The organism is Thermoanaerobaculia bacterium (genome assembly GCA_018057705.1).
Lineage (GTDB): Bacteria > Acidobacteriota > Thermoanaerobaculia > Multivoradales > JAGPDF01 > JAGPDF01.
Genome location: JAGPDF010000009.1, coordinates 59,589 through 75,177, shown reverse-complemented (window position 1 = coordinate 75,177; position 15,589 = coordinate 59,589). Strand labels below are relative to the sequence as shown.

The 15,589-nt window shown below is 66.4% G+C and carries 18 protein-coding genes; 11 read left to right on the top strand and 7 right to left on the bottom strand.

Annotated features, from left to right (window positions below):
* Positions 1–56: 56 nt before the first annotated feature.
* Positions 57–3,122, bottom strand: coding sequence for an HD domain-containing protein (locus tag KBI44_04645; protein ID MBP9143754.1), 3,066 nt, complete (start codon positions 3,120–3,122; stop codon positions 57–59).
* A gap of 248 nt (positions 3,123–3,370) precedes the next feature.
* On the opposite strand from KBI44_04645, the gene KBI44_04640 reads away from it, so the two are divergent.
* The 4 genes from KBI44_04640 to KBI44_04625 are packed head-to-tail and all read left to right on the top strand — an operon-like array spanning position 3,371 to position 4,970.
* Positions 3,371–3,730: a nuclear transport factor 2 family protein gene (locus KBI44_04640; protein ID MBP9143753.1), complete on the top strand. Its 360-nt coding sequence runs from the start codon at positions 3,371–3,373 to the stop codon at positions 3,728–3,730.
* 16 nt (positions 3,731–3,746) lie between these two features.
* Positions 3,747–4,133, top strand: coding sequence for a VOC family protein (locus tag KBI44_04635; protein MBP9143752.1), 387 nt, complete (start codon positions 3,747–3,749; stop codon positions 4,131–4,133).
* A 5-nt stretch (positions 4,134–4,138) separates the two neighbouring features.
* A complete protein-coding gene (locus tag KBI44_04630; GenBank protein ID MBP9143751.1) occupies positions 4,139–4,489 on the top strand; it encodes a hypothetical protein in 351 nt (116 codons plus the stop codon).
* A 52-nt stretch (positions 4,490–4,541) separates the two neighbouring features.
* Positions 4,542–4,970, top strand: coding sequence for a hypothetical protein (locus KBI44_04625; GenBank protein ID MBP9143750.1), 429 nt, complete (start codon positions 4,542–4,544; stop codon positions 4,968–4,970).
* Positions 4,971–5,072: 102 nt separating this feature from the next.
* On the opposite strand, the gene KBI44_04620 is transcribed toward KBI44_04625, so the two are convergent.
* On the bottom strand, positions 5,073–6,041 hold the full coding sequence (locus KBI44_04620) for an energy transducer TonB (GenBank protein ID MBP9143749.1): 969 nt from the start codon (positions 6,039–6,041) through the stop codon (positions 5,073–5,075).
* A 162-nt stretch (positions 6,042–6,203) separates the two neighbouring features.
* Here KBI44_04620 and KBI44_04615 point away from each other — a divergent pair, with 162 nt between their 5' ends.
* Positions 6,204–6,494 (top strand): ribbon-helix-helix protein, CopG family, encoded by a 291-nt coding sequence (locus tag KBI44_04615; GenBank protein ID MBP9143748.1) that lies wholly within the window; start codon positions 6,204–6,206, stop codon positions 6,492–6,494.
* Complete coding sequence (locus KBI44_04610; GenBank protein ID MBP9143747.1) at positions 6,491–6,865, top strand: PIN domain-containing protein; 375 nt, start codon at positions 6,491–6,493, stop codon at positions 6,863–6,865. Before KBI44_04615 ends, KBI44_04610 begins: the two co-directional genes overlap by 4 nt.
* Positions 6,866–6,910: 45 nt before the next feature.
* Here the strand turns inward: KBI44_04610 and KBI44_04605 are convergent, their stop codons facing one another.
* Positions 6,911–7,210, bottom strand: a complete 300-nt coding sequence (locus KBI44_04605) for a hypothetical protein (GenBank protein ID MBP9143746.1) — start codon at positions 7,208–7,210, stop codon at positions 6,911–6,913.
* 83 nt (positions 7,211–7,293) lie between these two features.
* On the opposite strand from KBI44_04605, the gene KBI44_04600 reads away from it, so the two are divergent.
* The 3 genes from KBI44_04600 (at position 7,294) to KBI44_04590 (ending at position 9,147) form a co-directional block, all read left to right on the top strand.
* Positions 7,294–7,656, top strand: coding sequence for a helix-turn-helix transcriptional regulator (locus KBI44_04600; GenBank protein ID MBP9143745.1), 363 nt, complete (start codon positions 7,294–7,296; stop codon positions 7,654–7,656).
* A gap of 21 nt (positions 7,657–7,677) precedes the next feature.
* A complete protein-coding gene (locus KBI44_04595; protein MBP9143744.1) occupies positions 7,678–8,175 on the top strand; it encodes an SRPBCC family protein in 498 nt (165 codons plus the stop codon).
* 150 nt (positions 8,176–8,325) lie between these two features.
* Positions 8,326–9,147 (top strand): alpha/beta hydrolase, encoded by an 822-nt coding sequence (locus KBI44_04590; GenBank protein ID MBP9143743.1) that lies wholly within the window; start codon positions 8,326–8,328, stop codon positions 9,145–9,147.
* Positions 9,148–9,222: 75 nt separating this feature from the next.
* Here KBI44_04590 and KBI44_04585 read toward each other — a convergent pair whose 3' ends face one another.
* From KBI44_04585 to KBI44_04570, 4 genes are all read right to left on the bottom strand, one after another.
* The gene (locus KBI44_04585; GenBank protein ID MBP9143742.1) at positions 9,223–9,696 is read right to left on the bottom strand and encodes a tryptophan-rich sensory protein; all 474 of its coding nucleotides are present in this window, start codon (positions 9,694–9,696) and stop codon (positions 9,223–9,225) included.
* Between the two features lie 519 nt (positions 9,697–10,215).
* A complete protein-coding gene (locus tag KBI44_04580; protein MBP9143741.1) occupies positions 10,216–10,989 on the bottom strand; it encodes a hypothetical protein in 774 nt (257 codons plus the stop codon).
* Positions 10,990–11,203: 214 nt separating this feature from the next.
* A complete protein-coding gene (locus KBI44_04575) occupies positions 11,204–11,644 on the bottom strand; it encodes an SMI1/KNR4 family protein (GenBank protein MBP9143740.1) in 441 nt (146 codons plus the stop codon).
* Positions 11,645–11,874: 230 nt separating this feature from the next.
* Complete coding sequence (locus tag KBI44_04570; protein ID MBP9143739.1) at positions 11,875–12,363, bottom strand: hypothetical protein; 489 nt, start codon at positions 12,361–12,363, stop codon at positions 11,875–11,877.
* A gap of 141 nt (positions 12,364–12,504) precedes the next feature.
* Between KBI44_04570 and KBI44_04565 the strand changes: the two genes are divergently transcribed.
* Both KBI44_04565 and KBI44_04560 read left to right on the top strand, forming a co-directional pair.
* The gene (locus tag KBI44_04565; GenBank protein MBP9143738.1) at positions 12,505–14,439 is read left to right on the top strand and encodes an ABC-F family ATP-binding cassette domain-containing protein; all 1,935 of its coding nucleotides are present in this window, start codon (positions 12,505–12,507) and stop codon (positions 14,437–14,439) included.
* Positions 14,440–14,548: 109 nt separating this feature from the next.
* Complete coding sequence (locus KBI44_04560) at positions 14,549–15,586, top strand: peptidyl-prolyl cis-trans isomerase (GenBank protein ID MBP9143737.1); 1,038 nt, start codon at positions 14,549–14,551, stop codon at positions 15,584–15,586.
* Positions 15,587–15,589 lie beyond the last annotated feature (3 nt).

Below are 15,589 nucleotides of genomic sequence, written 5' to 3'. Positions count from 1 at the left end.
ATGGGCTCTCCAGCGGTCGGGCGCGGGTATCGAGCGCGCTGCGCGCAGGCTCTTCGTCAGCCGATCAGGTCGGCGCGAATGCGGCGGATGTCGGCCTCGACGCCGAGGAAGATGTCGACGATGGCGGGGTCGAAGTGGATGCCGCTGTCGCGGCCGATGCGCTCGACGGCCACCGGGTGTTCGACGGCCGTCTGGTAGGGCCGATTGCTGGTCAAGGCATCATAGGCGTCGGCCACGGCGACGATGCGCGCGGCGAGCGGGATCTCCTCGCCGGCGAGCCCTTGGGGATAGCCACTCCCGTCCCACTTCTCGTGATGGGAGTACGCGATATCCATCGCCATGGTGAGGAAGCTCGGGCTGTCGTAGCGCTCGAGCACCGCGCGCAGGGCGTCGCCGCCGACCGTGACGTGCGCCTGCATCACCTCCTGATCCGCGGCGGAGAGCGGCCCCTGTTTCAGCAGGATGGCATCGGGCACGGCCACCTTGCCGATGTCGTGCAGCTGGCTGGAGCGGTGGATCTGCTCGACGAACTCGTCTTCGAGGTCCACCACGCCGCGCCGCACGAGCTCTCCGGCCAGCAGCCGGCAGTACTCGCCGATGCGCTGCATGTGCTTGCCGGTGGCGTCGTCGCGCAACTCCGCCAGCTTGGCGAGGGTGAAGATCGCCACGTCCCGGGTCTGACGGATGGTCTCGGTCTGCGCGTCGACGCGCTGCTCCAGCCCCTCGTTGAGCTCGCGCAACTGGTCCCTGTGGGTCGCGAGCTGGGCTGTCCGCTGTCCCACCAGACGCTCGAGCTCCCGCTGGCGCCGGCGCAGCCCGACGACGCGAAGCTCGTAGAGACCGAAGAGCACCAGCGCCGCAGCGAGGATGGCGCCAGCGAAGAAGGCGCGGGTCTCGTAGAAACGCGGGCGCAGCAGGATCCGCAGGGTCGCACCGGTGGGATTCCAGATGCCGTCCTCGTTGGCCGCCGAAACGCGAAAGAGATAGTCGCCGGGTGGCGGTTGGGTGTAGTACGCCGTCCGCCGGCTGCCGGCCTCGACCCAGCCGTCGTCCAGCCCCTCCATCTGATAGCGGAAACGCAGCCGCTCCGACGCGACGAAGCTCAGTCCGGCGTAGTGGATCTCGAGCCGGTTGGCACCTGGCGCGACCTCCACTGGCGCGGTGACCGGCAACTCGTCCTGGCCGTCGCTCACCCGGACGATTGCGACACCCGGCGGCACTTGGTTGATCGGCAGCGGGCGCGGGTCCACCACCACGACGCCGCGGATGGTCGGGAACCAGAGCCTGCCGTCCCGCGCCTGCCAGCCGGCCGGTTGGGCGCCGCCGTTGCACTCGGTCTCGACCATGCCATCGGTTTGCCCGAAGGCCACTGCGTTGATGCTCCCGCGGCGCCCGCCGGCGAACTCCTCGAGGTCGCGCCGCGCCACCCGCGAGATGCCCCGATTGCCGCTCAGCCAGAGGAACCCCTGACCGTCGTCGAAGATCTGCGACACCACGTCGTCGTTGAGCCCGTCGGCACGAAAGTAGTGAAGGATCTCGCCGCCGCGGACGCGGTTGAGGCCGCCGCCGTAGGTGCCGATCCAGAGCGTGCCGTCGGCGTCCTCGAGCACGACGCGAACGTCGTCGCTGCTCAGCCCGGACGCGCGATCGATCTTCTCGACGGTGCCGCCGTCGCGGTAGCGCGTCAGCCCATCCTGCGTGCCGACGAGCAGCGACCCGTCGCGCGCCTCGACGATGGAACGCACCCGACTGTCGGCCAGGACCTTGATGACCTCCGGGTTCGCGGACGCGGTGTTGCTCACCAGGCTCAGGCCGGTGGCGGTGCCGACCCACAGGCGTCCGCGGCTGTCCTCGAGAATGGCGCGCACGCCGAGGCCGTAGTTGTCCTCACCCGCCACCTGCGCCGCCGCCGGCACGGTGAAGTGTCTCTGGCCAACGCCGTCGATCCGGGACAGCCCTCCCCCATGACCCACCCAGAGGGCACCCGATCGATCGACGTGCAGGGACCAGACACAGCCGAACGAGCCGCCATCGTCGCGGCGCACGACCGTCGCCACATCGTTCGCCAACCGGACCAGCCCGTTGCACAGCGTCCCGATCCACATGGCGCCGTCCGCCCCTTCGACGATCGGCACCGTGCTGACATCGAGCGGCGCCGCCGTGAAGGCGCGCATCCGGGCGGGCCGGAAGCGCACCAGGCCGCCGCCATCCAAACCGACCCAGACGCTCGACTCGCGATCCTGGAAAATCGCCTTGGTGATCGTGCCCTGAGCCCGCGGCGGCAGCGGCAGCTGCTCCCAGTTGCCATCGTGTCGGCGATAGACCGCATTGGCCCCGAGCCAGATCGCGCCGTCGGCGCCGACCAGCAAGTGGGCAGAGATCTCGCCGTCGTAGCCCGCAGGAGTCGGAACGCTCTCGAAGCCGCTGCCCTCCGACCGCAGCAGATCGGTGGGGGTCGCCACCCAGAGGGCGCCGTCTTCGGCCTCGACGATCGAGCGCACGGCGCGCTCCTTCGCCGGCAGCGCAACGCGGAGGAAGCGCTCCCCCTCGCGGCGCAACAGACCGGTCTCGGTGCCCACCCACAGGGTGCCGCGCGAGTCTTCGAACAGCGACATCGCCCAATCGTCGGGCATGCCGCGCGCCTCGTCCCAGGCGCGGTCTCCCGGGGCGCCCAGGCGGATCAGGCCGCGGCTCGTGCCGATCCAGGTCGCCCCGTCCCGATCGCCTTGAATGCCCACCACCGGGCCTACCGGCAAGTGCGGCAGGGGCACCTTCTCGTACCCGCTCCCCGCCGTCGACCGGAAGACGCCGGCGTCCTCGGTCCCGATCCAGAGGACGCCGTCGCTCGCTGTGTGGAGGGTGGTGATGCGACTCGCCGGGAGCCCCTGGCGCGGTCCCAGCACATCGAAGTCGATGCCGTCGAAGCGCGCCAACCCGCCGAAGGTGCCGAGATAGAGGTACCCGTCGCCGGACTGGAGGATGGCGTTGACCGAGTTCTGGGGCAACCCCTCGTCCAGTGTCCAGGAGCGCGCCACCCAGCGCGGTCCCACGGCCAGCTCCTCCGCGCCGGCCCTTGCGCCGACCCAGAGGAGCGCGAGCGCGAGAACCGCGAGTCCCCTCACTCCTGCTGCAGCACGCGACCTCACCCGTGGCACCCCGGTCGCAACCCGGACCTGGATCCCTCAGTCGAGGGTCGATCTCCTCGAAGACACACTTTCTCGTGACTCTAGCCCCCTCGTGAGCAAGAGTCCACGCGGCGCCTCGACGCCGGGGCCCTCCGCCTGCAGCCACCTGCGATTTCTGAACGACCTGCCCGCGAAGGCGAGAAGGCGACCGCAGGCGGCGCGCTTTCCTGGTTAGACTTCGCGCCATGGAACCGCGCCATCTCGTCCGCCTGTGGGTCGAAGCGTTCAATCGCCGGGATGTCGATGGGCTCTCGGAGCTCTATGCCGAAGAGGCCATCAACCATCAGGTCGCCGAAGCGCCGGTCCACGGCCGGGCGGCGATCCGCGAGATGTTCGCCGCCGGGTTCGCCGCTGCCGAGATGGTCTGCATCGTCGAGAACCTGTTCGAGGAAGGCGAGTGGGCGATCCTCGAGTGGCGGGATCCGACGGGGCTGCGCGGCTGCGGGTTCTTCCATGTCGTCGAGGGCAGGATCGCCTTCCAGCGCGGGTACTGGGACAAGCTGACCTTCCTGCGCCTTCAGGGCCTGCCCATTCCTAAGGACTGACTCTCACGGAGAACCGATGCCCTCAGCGTTCAAGCCGTCCGGTTACAACAGCGTCTCCCCATACCTCGTCGTCTCCGACGCCGATGCGACGATCGACTTTCTGCGGAAAGCCTTCGACGCGGTCGAGATCCGCCGCTTCGCCGGACCGGACGGCACAGTGGCGCACGCCGAGGTGCGCGTCGACGACTCCGTGCTCATGCTCGCCGACGGCAGCCCTGGCTGGCCGGCCATCCCGGCGCACGTCCATGTCTACGTCGCCGACGTCGACGAGTCCTACCGCCGGGCCATCGCCGCCGGCGGCGTTTCCGTCCAGGAGCCGGTGAAGAAAGAGGATGCCGACCGGCGGAGCGGGGTGAAGGATGCAGGCGGCTCGACCTGGTGGATCGCCACCAGGGTCGAGTAGCGGACATGCCGACGTTCGAAACGGCGGAGCTCTCGCGGATTTTCGCCTACCTCACGCTCGCCGAGCTCGAGACGCTCCTGCGAACTCTGGCGCTGCGGTTCGAAGGACTGGGCGAGAGTCTCGACGCCAGTGGGTTCTTCGACGCGATCGAAGACGGCGGCGAAGCGGATCCACTCCTCGAGTGCGATATCCGCCTCGACGGCGAGGACGAGTCGTTCATCCTGCAGGTGTTCGACGAAGACGAGGGGCGCTTCGAAGCGGTCTTCATCCTCTCCGCCGCGCTCGCGGCGGTGGTCGTCGCGGCCCTTCCCCCCGGCGCCCGTGTCTCGCCCGGAGAGAGCCCCCTGATTCACTGAATCGAGGCGAAGGCCTGGCCCCGTCGACTGGCCCAACACGCATTTACCAGAGATGAGACGGACTCCTGTGATCGCTCCGTACCGCGCGCTTCTCGCCTGCGGCCTGCTCCTGGGTGCCGTCGCTTGCCGGAACAACCTCGCTCCCCGGACCGCCACCACTCCTTCCGGCCTCCCGGCTGCTCCCGCTCCCTACGAAGGCGAGATCGTCGTCGCCGTCGTCGAGCAGCTCGAACGGTCCGCCCACGAAGAGTGGCTGGAGCCTCACGGCGTCATCGTCTCCGACCTTGTCGCCTTCGGCATCTTCCATCCGGAGCACTTCGACACCCTGCTCTTCGCCCACGTGAAGGGCCATCCCCGGATCGACGGCCGGCCGCTCCTGCTGGGCGACGCCGTCACCTTCGTCCTGCCGCGCAACTGGCGCAATCGCGACCTCTCTCTGGCGGACCTCGAAGGGCTCGCCTTCGCCGAAGCGTCGCGCTGAAAACCCTCGACGGCGGTGGAGGCTCCGTCGAGGAGCCGCTCGAGAAAGACGACGCCGACCGGCGGATGAGCTGACAATGAGCTGGCAATCTGCAGCAGCCGATCAAGGTACTGGAGCGACTCCGCCGTTTCGGAGCGCCGCTCTCTCCGCCGCTCGCCGCTCAGCCTCCTGCCTCTCCGCCGCCCGCCTCAACGCCGCCGGATCAGGGTCGCTGAAATCGATATGGAACGGCTGGTACCACCCAACGGCTACGGGGGTGCCTTTGTACGTCCCGGGAGTGAAGCGCCACGTTCGCACCGCCGCCAGGATCGAAGCGTCCACCTCAGGGTGCAGCCCCTCGATGATCCTCGGCTCGCAGACTTCGCCGGAGGATAGGACCGCCAATCGCACGGAGACCAGCCCTTTGACCTTCGAATTGCGAGCCTTGTCCGAATAGACCGGCTTGTGACGCTCGATCGGCTTGGGCTGCTGCACGAACGTGAAGCGATAGAGCTTCTCTCCCCGGCACTCCTGAGGATAGCCGTCCGCGTCGTTCTTCCCGACCGTCGGATCGATCCGCCTCGGCATGGCGCACCACAACACAGGAAGTGCGCACAGCAGCCCGACGAAAAGTCGCAGGGGAACTCCCAGGACCGAACGACCGTTGCGCTGCGAGACGGCGGCGGCGCCAGACAACGCGCCGGAAGTGGACGGTTCGAAAGCACCGCGGGCAGGCGCCGATTCCGGGCGGACAGCGCGTGCGCGGCTCGGCCAGGAGCGTGCGGCGAAACCCGCCGACAAAGCCAGGATCGAGTAGAAAACCAGGTAGAGCACCCAACCATACACATCTCGCGGTTCGAAGCCGAACAGTGAGTCGCGGAAGAAGACGCCGCCGAACAGAGCCGCGTCGATCATCGCGACGGGATACATGAGGAACGTGCCCCCGAGAAAGACCGCCGGGCCCAGAACCCGCATGGCAGCACGGTACAGCGAACTGTCCGTGTGCCCTCTCGCCGAGTAGAGAAGGACGGTGCTGAGCGGCACCACGAGAATCAGCGCTGCAGCCACGAGGAAGCGTGAATTGGGTTTCATCGGAGGAGTCATCCTAGCCTGCGGCTCCTGAACACGGCGCACCGCCCCGCTCCGGAGGCCACCGCAATGCCACGGCTCGAGAACATCGCGCAGCGCCATTCCCTTCTCGCGAGGGGCGGCGGCGACCACTTCCACCAGGTGGTATGGTAGTATTGCCCAGTTATGGCCCCACTCAAGATGACCTTCAGCCTCGACGAAACGACCGCGGCCCAGCTGGCTCGAACGGCCGAGCGCCTGCGGACTTCGAAGAGCGCCGTCGTGCGGGAAGCCGTAGCCGAGTACGCGGCGCGCGCCGGCCGGATGAGCGAGGCGGAGCGGCGCAAGGCGCTCCGGGCGTTCGACGAGCTGGTGCACAAGATCCCGGCGCGTCCCGCAATCGAGGTCGACGGGGAGCTCGCCTCCCTGCGACGTGCGCGCCGCGCGGGCGGGCGGCGCTCCCCCGCCGAACAGTGATCGTCGTCGACACCTCGGCTCTCGTGGACAGCCTGACGGGGCCCCGACGCTCGGCGGCGGTGATGCGCGCCCTCCTCGCCGACGGCGAGCGTCTCGTCCTGCCGGCGCTCGTGCTCTACGAATGGTCGCGCGGCCCGCGACTCGAGGCGGAGATCGCCGCTCAGGAGGCCCTCTTTCCGCGCAGCGCCGCACTCGCCTTCGGACCCGAAGAGGCGGCTGTCGCCAGCCGGCTCTATCGCTCGATCCCGCGCACCCGCGGGCGCGAGGTCGACCTGGCGATCGCCGCCCATGCCATCGCCCTCGATGCCAGCCTCTGGACCCTCAACCCGCGCGACTTCGCGGACATTCGCGACCTTCGAACGCTCGCCTGAGGCCTTCTCCGGCGAAGGGCGGCCGACCTGCCCGAGGCCGCTGCTTCAGGGCTGAGTCGAAGACCCGCCGGCGAAACCACCGCTCTCGAAGCCGCTCGCGAAGCGCAGCGGCGACTCGTCGGCGCCACGATCGAACAGTCCCAGAACGTCCGGCTTCGTTGGCGAGTCGAAGCCGCGGCCCTCGCGGTCGCAGTCGGCATGAAGCGACGTTCCGCCTCCGAACGAGCGATCCAGGGCGACCTGTGCGCTGTCGCCCATCACGACGCCGCGGAACTCGGCGCCCGAGAGCGCGAGACCGCGCAGCGTCACGACCGAAGTCGGCTGGCTGGAGGTCGTGAAGGTCACCAGCGAGCTGCCCGTCTGGCCGCTCCAGCGTAGGGAGCCTTCCCCTATTGCGCAGCGTTAGCCCACGCCCTATACTGAACCCTATGGTTCAGTTTCAGCAAGCCCACCTGGATGCCTCGTTCGCCGCGCTCTCCGACGCCACCCGGCGGGGCGTTCTGGAGCGGCTCGGGCGAGCCGACGCTTCGATCACGGAACTCGCCGGGACGTTCCAGATGACCCTCACCGGCATGAAGAAGCACATCTGTGTCCTGGAGCAGACGGGGCTCGTCACCACGGAGAAGATCGGCCGAGTGCGAACCTGCAAACTCGGCCCACGCCGGCTGGAGGAAGAGGCGGCGTGGATCGAACGTTACCGCGAGATCCTCGAACAGAACTACCGGCGCCTCGATGCGTTGCTCGAAACGCTTCAGGCCACACCGTCCAAGCGCACGCGAAAGCAGGACTAGACCGGACACAAGGAGAAGACCGTGCCCAAGCCCGCAGAAGTTTCATTGCCGAGCGATCGAGAAGTTCGCGTCACACGTACGTTCAACGCGCCCCGCCAATTGGTGTGGGCTGCACATACCCAGCCCGAGCTCGTGCGGCAATGGCAGGGCTACGAGGGCTGGGATATGCCGGTGTGCGAGATGGATGTCCGCGTCGGCGGCAGATACAAGTGGCTGTGGAGAAACTGCGACGACGGCAAGCAGTTCGGCTTCTTCGGTACGTTCACCGAAGTTGACGACCCGTCGAAGCTCGTCCACGAACAGCACTACGATCCGGGCGACATGGACTTCGCCATGCCAGCTGGCGATCCCTGCATCGTGTCTCTCGAACTCAGTGAGCAGGACCGTGTCACGACTCTCGTCTGCAACATGACGTTCGCGTCGAAGGAAGCGCGCAATGACGCCGTCTCCACCGGCATGGCCGACGGCATGGAGCATAGCTACACGCGCCTCGACGACCTGTTCGAGTCTGCGGCGTGAAGGAGGGGGCGATGACCTGGATATGTCCCTGCTGGCTGCAACTCTCGCCACGTTGGTGAGCACATGCGGGGGCGTAGGCGCGAGCCCGAAGCCCGAAGCGAATCCATGAAACGGAGTTCAATCGAAATGCGGCTCACACTCTTCCTGGTGATGATGATGGCGATCACGGACCTGTCGGCACAGCAGGGTCCAATGACGGGCTATGCGCCGGTCAACGGGCTCAAGATGTACTACGAAGTCCACGGTCGCGGCGAGCCCGTGGTGTTGCTTCACGGTGGATTCATGACCATCACCAGCAACTGGGAAGGGTGGGTCGGCGAGCTCTCCAAGACCCGGAAAGTCATTGCCGTCGAGATGCAGGGCCACGGGCGGACGGCGGATGTTGCGCGAGAACCGAGCAGCGAGAACCTCGCCGATGACGTTGCGGCGCTGCTCGAGGTTCTAGAGCTCCCGCGCGCGGACCTCATCGGATACAGCATGGGCGGCGGCGTCGCCATGCAAGTTGCCGTGCGCCATTCGGACCAGGTGCGAAGGGTCGTCGTCATTTCGTCCACTTTTCGCCGTGACGGCAGAGTCCAGGAAGCGGGCGACGCTATTGCGGAACTCACGGCCGAGGTCTTCCAGGGCTCGCCTCTCGAGACCGAGTACAAGCGACTGAGCCCGACTCCGGACCAGTTTCCGCGGTTCGTGGAGCGCCTGGTCGCCGCCGATGCCAACGGAAAGGACCTGACAGCCACTCAGCTTCAGGCGACCACCGCACCCATGTTCTTCATCCATGGCGATGCCGACGGCATTCGGCTCGAGCACGTCGCGGAGATGTTTCGTCTGAAGGGCGGCGGGATACACGGGGACCTGCGGCCGCGCTCCGCATCGCGATTGGCCATCCTGCCCGACACCACCCACGTGACCCTGATGCAACGCATGGACCTCATCGTCCCGATGGTGAACGACTTTCTCGACGCCAAGCCGTAGGCCCGAGTTCGTCGCAGCACTCTGACGAGGATGTCCGACTCTTGGAAATCTCATTCGAAGGAGGCAGCCTCCCGGCTAGAGCAGCGCCGGGTTGTTCCGCCATACCTTCCACGACAGCGCCGTGGCGAGCGCGACCCAGGCGAGATACGGCACGAGAAGGAGACCGGCGGCGGGACGCACTTTGTAGAACGCGACCATCGTCGCGACGATCAGGCCGAGCAGAAGGATGATCGCGACGAACGCCCCCGCGCCGGACTTCCAGGCGAAGAAGAGCCAGGACCAGATCGTGTTCACGGCCAGCTGGCCGACGAAGAGCGCGAGCTCGTTGCCGACCGGTCGCCGCCGGCGCTCACGCCAGACCAGCCATGCCGCGACGGCCATGAGCGTGTAGAGCACCGTCCACACCGGCCCGAAAGCGCCGGCCGGCGGCGCCCAGGAGGGCAACACCAGCTGGGCGTAGAAGGCCGGAGCGTCGGCCGCCGCGACGAACACCAGAATCAGCCAACCGAGAAGGCCTAAAGCCTGGGAAAGGCGAGAATTGTGAGCCACCTCGTCTCCTTGCCGGCAGAAGCGCCGGAGTCGCCACTTCGAATCCGTCTCCGGTCGCTGGGTGCAAGGCGCGGACCAGCTCACCCGATGCGAACCCGCGGTCTAGCGGCGCTGAGGCTCTTCGGCGAAGGATCAGGACTCCTGACAGGGTGGGCTGAGCGGCGCGCCAGAGAGGCTCCTCGTCGAAGCCGGACGCTGGCGCCGAACGGGTCCGCTCGAACGGAGGATTAGGCGTCACCGACCTTCGCAGCAACGACATTCCTCGCAAGAGTCTTGAACCTCTCTCCGTTCTTCGGCTCCACGGAGATCGTGACGTGGCCCGTCTTGCTGGTCTTGGTGTCTCTGACGGTGCCACTCTTGCCAGAGTGAGTTCCGCCGACGACCTGGCAGAACCTACCGTCTTTAACTTCGGCCGGCTCTTCTATCTTTCTCGGCATCAATGTGGATAACTCGCTCAGCTCGCGTCGATGCAGTTCAAAACACATCCGCGCAACCATGGCCTGCACTCCCTGATGGGCTCTACTTGGCTTTGGATGAAGAGGCTCGCATAGCCCGTTGCTTCAAAGCGTCCGCGATTGCCTTTTCTGCGAGGGGCTTCAAAATCGCATAGCCACTCTCGTTTGGGTGCACTCCGTCATCGCTGACTCCTTCCTTCATCTGCCCGTTGCTTCCGACGAGTGCGGAGTAGTAGTCGAGAAATATGAAGCCTGATGAAGCACAATAGGCTGCTACCCACTGATTCAAAGCTACGATTTGCGTCGCAGGCTCCGGTCCCGTGCGTCCCGGATAGTCTGCCGCGGGCGGCTCACCCACAAGTACCGGGATGATCTGACTGAAACTCGCCAATTCCGCCATTGAACGCAGGTTGCTTTCAATCTCCTCGAGACTCGACGGTCCGGTAAAACCGGCGATGTCCGCCAGTCCTCCCTGGATGATCGCGACGGCAGGCTTGAGATCGATTACGTCCTGGCGGAACCGTACCAGCATTTGCGCCGTAGTTTGACCAGCTATTCCACGATTCAGGTACGGCTCGCCAGGGAAGAACGGGGACTTCTTGCCCCAAAACTCTGTGATGGAATCCCCGATGAAAACGACCCGCCTCGGCGGAGCGTCAGGCAGTGCGGCGTTTTCCTCTGCGTACCTGCTGAGCGCTCCGAAGTCCCTGATACTGCGCAGTATTTCCCATTGCGGCAGCGTTGCAGCGGGGTTCGAAGGCGATCCGGTCTGAGCACGGGCACCTACGGCGATCAGTGCAATCCAGAAGAGTAGGAATGGTCTGAGACGAATAGTCATTGCGGGCGTCTATCCTGAGAGCGTCGCTGCATGAGAATCGTATGTTCCATCCTTTTCAAGACCCCATTTTCCGGCACTGGGCGGCAGCTGACGTTTCATCGTCGTCCAACGAATCTGGAGCTGAGCGGCGCGCCGCAATTGGCGACCCGCGAAGCGGACCGCGGACGCCCATCTCGTCCGCTCGAACGACTGGTTAGGCAGCAGGCCGACACACCTAGATCTTGATCGTGCCATCGAGATACCACATGACGAAGATCTCGAGTGTCTGAGCCACCCAGGTTCTGCTGTCGTCCTCGTGATTCCACACGAACACCTCAGATCGAACATCGCCAGAGCCGAGGACTGGGAAGAAGAACTGATCTCCGTTTCCGCCATCTCCAAAAAACATCGCCGAATCGAAGGACATGTAGAGCGCCTGGAACTCTCGATTAGACCTAAAGTCCAGATTGTCGCGCAAGATTCGCTCGGCCGACCATACGAGGTCGAGGGAGTATGGCCCGAGAACACCGTTCGATTCGCGAAGAACCGAGACGAGATCTTCTGGAACGCCGGGACCAAGCTTCTGGATGATCTCCTGGACAGCTGTCTCCGAAGCGGGCGCACAAAATGTCAACTCGTTCGCCTGTGCGCCCCATCGCTCTCTCCAGGTCGTCAACACCGGTCTCCCTGATGTCTAACTACCGATTGAGCGGCTAACACTGCGACGGGAGTTTGGTGTTACGACGCCTTTATTGCGGGAAGCGTATTTCGTCATCGGGGCCCCCGGTCGATCGACTGCGGGTGGGTTCGGCGCGATCATAGCTCTGGGGAGAGAGCTCGCGAGCACGTGTGACGATGCCGTTGTTCTCGCGCGCGTGGGCCTCTTCGCGGGCCTGCCGTCGCCATTCAATGGCCGTCTGCGGACGCTGGCCGGGCGGCGGCGGCCACGTAGTGGTGGTGGGTGAAGCGGTTCCAGCCCTTCTTGGTCTTCGATTCGACGGCCCAGCTCGTGGCGCCATCGGCCTCCGGCCAGTAGACCATGCGCGCCAGGCCGGCCGGCATCCGGGCTTCGAAAGCGATCGCTTCGGGATGGACGTCCGTGCCGTCGGCGATCGTTCCCTGCGAGCGCTTGCCGTCGGACGTGAACGACCAGAAGGCGAGCGCGCCGGAGTCGTCAACGCCGTAGATCGCGTGCTCCGCGTAGACCTTGTCGCCGATGAGCCATCGCGCTTCGAGCAGAACGCGGTGGCCGCCCAGAATGCGCGAGAACGTCCGCGTGCAGCGGATACGTCCCATCGGCGACTCGGCCTCCGCCTCCCAGGAGCCGATCAACGGCTCGAATACGCCCAGCTTACCGCGCCCTTTCTTCCACAGTCCCTTCTTCGACGTCGCCATGGCCCTCTCCCGGGGCCCGCCGGGGCCCATGGCCGGTCACTCTAACGGCGGTCCGATCGGCCGCCAAACCGACGCCGGTGGACGAAGCTCCCCGGGGCGCCGAGGGTCGGGCGGGCGCGGCTGATAGAATCCTCGGTTCCTATGATTTCGATCACCAACCTGGCCAAAGCCTTCGGCGGCGATACCCTCTTCGAGGGCGCCTCCTTCCAGTTGAATGCGGGATCCCGTTACGGCCTGGTGGGCGCCAACGGTTCCGGCAAGTCGACGTTCTTGAAGATCCTCGCCGGCGACGAAGTCGCCTCCGACGGCATCATCAACATGCCGCGGCGCGCCCGCATGGGCGTCCTGAAGCAGGACCACTTCCAGTACGAGGACGTGCCGATCGTCAACGTCGCGATGATGGGCAAGAAGGACGTCTGGGACGCCCTCGAGGAGCGCGAGCGCCTGCTCGCCCATATGGACGGCGATTTCGACTCCGACCGCTACGCCGACGTCGAGGAGTTCATCCTCCACAACGACGGCTACTCGCTCGAACCGCACGCCGCCGAGATCCTCGAGGGGCTGGGAATTCCGACCAACGTCCACAAAGAGACACTGTCGGTGCTCTCCGGCGGCTTCAAGCTGCGCGTGCTGCTCGCCCAGGTGCTCGCCTCCGACCCCGACATCCTGCTCCTCGACGAGCCGACCAACCATCTCGACATCCTGACCATCCGCTGGCTCGAGAAGTTCCTCATGGCCTACAAGGGCTGTGCGGTGGTGATCTCCCACGACCACCGCTTTCTCGACAACATCTCGACCCACATCCTCGACGTCGACTACGAGACCATCCTCCTCTACCACGGCAACTACACGCAGTTCGAGGAGCAGAAGGCCGCCGAGCGCGACCGCAAGGAGCACGAGATCGAGAAGCGCGAGGGCGAGATCGCCAAGCACAAGGAGTTCGTCGACCGCTTCAAGGCGAAGGCGAGCAAGGCGCGGCAGGCGCAGTCCAAGGTCAAGATGATCGAGAAGATCGTCATCGATCGCCTGCCCCAGACGTCGCGCCGCTACCCGACCTTCAAGTTCACACAGCGCCGGCCGTCGGGGCGCCAGGTGCTCGAGCTCGAGGGGATCTCCAAGAGCTACGGCGAGCATCGCGTGTTGAACAACGTGTCGCTGCGGGTCCAGCGCGGCGACCGGTTGGCGATCCTCGGTCCCAACGGCATCGGCAAGTCCACCCTCTTGAAGATCGCCATGGGCGTCGTCGAGCCGGACGCAGGCAAGGTCGAGTGGGGATACGAGACCTGGCCGGGCTACTTCGCCCAGGACCACCGCGAGCTCGTCGACGCCTCCGAGCAGTCCGTCGAGGCCTGGCTCTGGGAGATCGTGCCCTCCGAGACGATCGGCTTCGTGCGCGGCAAGCTCGCCGAGGTCCTCTTCCGCGGTGACGACGTCTACAAGCAGCTGCGCGCCCTCTCCGGCGGCGAGGCCGCGCGGCTCGTGATGGCCAAGCTCTCGGTGCAGAAGCCCAACATCCTGGTGCTCGACGAACCGACCAACCATCTCGACCTCGAGGCGATCGAGGCGTTCGTCGAGGGCCTCGAGGCCTACGACGGCACCATCCTCTTCGTCTCCCACGACCGCTGGTTCGTGAGCCGCCTCGCCAACCGGATCCTGGAGATCACCCACACCGGCATCCGCGACTTCGAGGGCAGTTACGAGGACTACCTCGCGCGCTGCGGCGACGACCATCTCGACGCCGACGTGGTTCTCGCCCGCGCCCGCCAGGACAAGAAGAAGGAGGCGGCAAAGAAGGCCGCCGGGCCGCAGACGCCGGCGCAGGACAAACACCTCAAGGCGCTCGTCCATCGCCGCGACAAGCTCACCGCAGAGATCGAAAAGGCCGAGGCGCGCGTCCACGCCATCAACGAGATGTTCTGCAACCCCGGATTCTTCGACAAGACCGGCGCCACCGAAGTGAAGAAGCTCGAGGCGGAACAGAAGACGCTCAACACGAAGATCGAAGAGGGGATGACCGAGTGGGCGAGGCTCGAGACCGAGCTCGGCGAGCTCACCCCGGCCCCCGCCGCGAATTGAGCAGGAACCAGCTGTGACCCGCACGGGGCGGGTCTTCCGGTTGCGCCCGCCGGCGACCCCTCCGACCGCTCACGGGACGGGAGGCAGATTCTTCGAAGGAGCCTCGATCATGACGACCCTTCACCGCAGCCTCGGGCTCGCGCTTCTCCTGCTCACGGCCGCCTGCGCTGCGGGCCCGACACCGCCACCGGCGACCGCTGCCGCGCCGCAGCCTGCGCCCGAGAAAACGGCGGTCGCAACGCCTTCGATCCCGCCGGCCGCTCCCCAGGTCGTCCTGGCAACGGTCGGCGACCAGCCGATCACCGTCGATGAGTTCCGCGACGAGATGGCGCGGCGCGGCGGGCGGATCCCCGGTCAGTTCGCCACGGTCGAGCAGCGCCAGGCGTTGCTCGACGAAATGATCCAGCAGCGCGCCGCCCTCGCGCAGGCGCGCGAGGAGGGGCTCGATCAGGATCCCGAGTACCGGGCGACCATCGAGCGCATGCTGACCACGCAGTACCTGCGCACCCACCTCGATCCCGAGCTCGAGAAGATCGAAGTGACGGCGGCGGAGGTCGCGGCCTTCTACGAAGCCCACCGTGACGAGTTCCTGACGCCGGCGCGGATCCGCGCCGCCTGGATCTACCTCGCGGTCTCGGCCAAGGCCGACGCCGCGCAGGTCGAGAAGACCCGGCAACGGCTGCTCGCGGCCCGCGACGAGGCGGCGAAGCTGCCGCCCGAGACGCGGAACTTCGGCGAGATCGCCAAGCGCTACTCCGAAGATGCCGCGACGCGCTATGTCGGCGGCGAGCTCGGCTGGATCTACGAAAGCCAGGCCGAGTCGTATCGCTGGGGTGCCGAGCTCGTCCAGGCCGCCTTCGCCCTTCCTGCGCCCGGCGCCCTTTCCGAGGTCCGCCGTCACGAAAAGGGCTGGTACGTCCTCAAGCTCGTCGAGCGCGAAGAGGCCGCGCCAACGCCGATCGAGAAGCTCGCGCCGGGCATCCGCAGCCGAATCCAGAAGGAGCGCCGCGAGGCGGTACGAGCGAGCTTCTTCGAGCGCCTCCTGACTTCGATGCCAGTCACCGTCGATGCCGCCGGACTGGCGGCGATCGCCCCGCTGCAGCCCGCCGAGCCGCCCGCCGCTCCCCCGTCGCTGCCGAAGAACTGACCC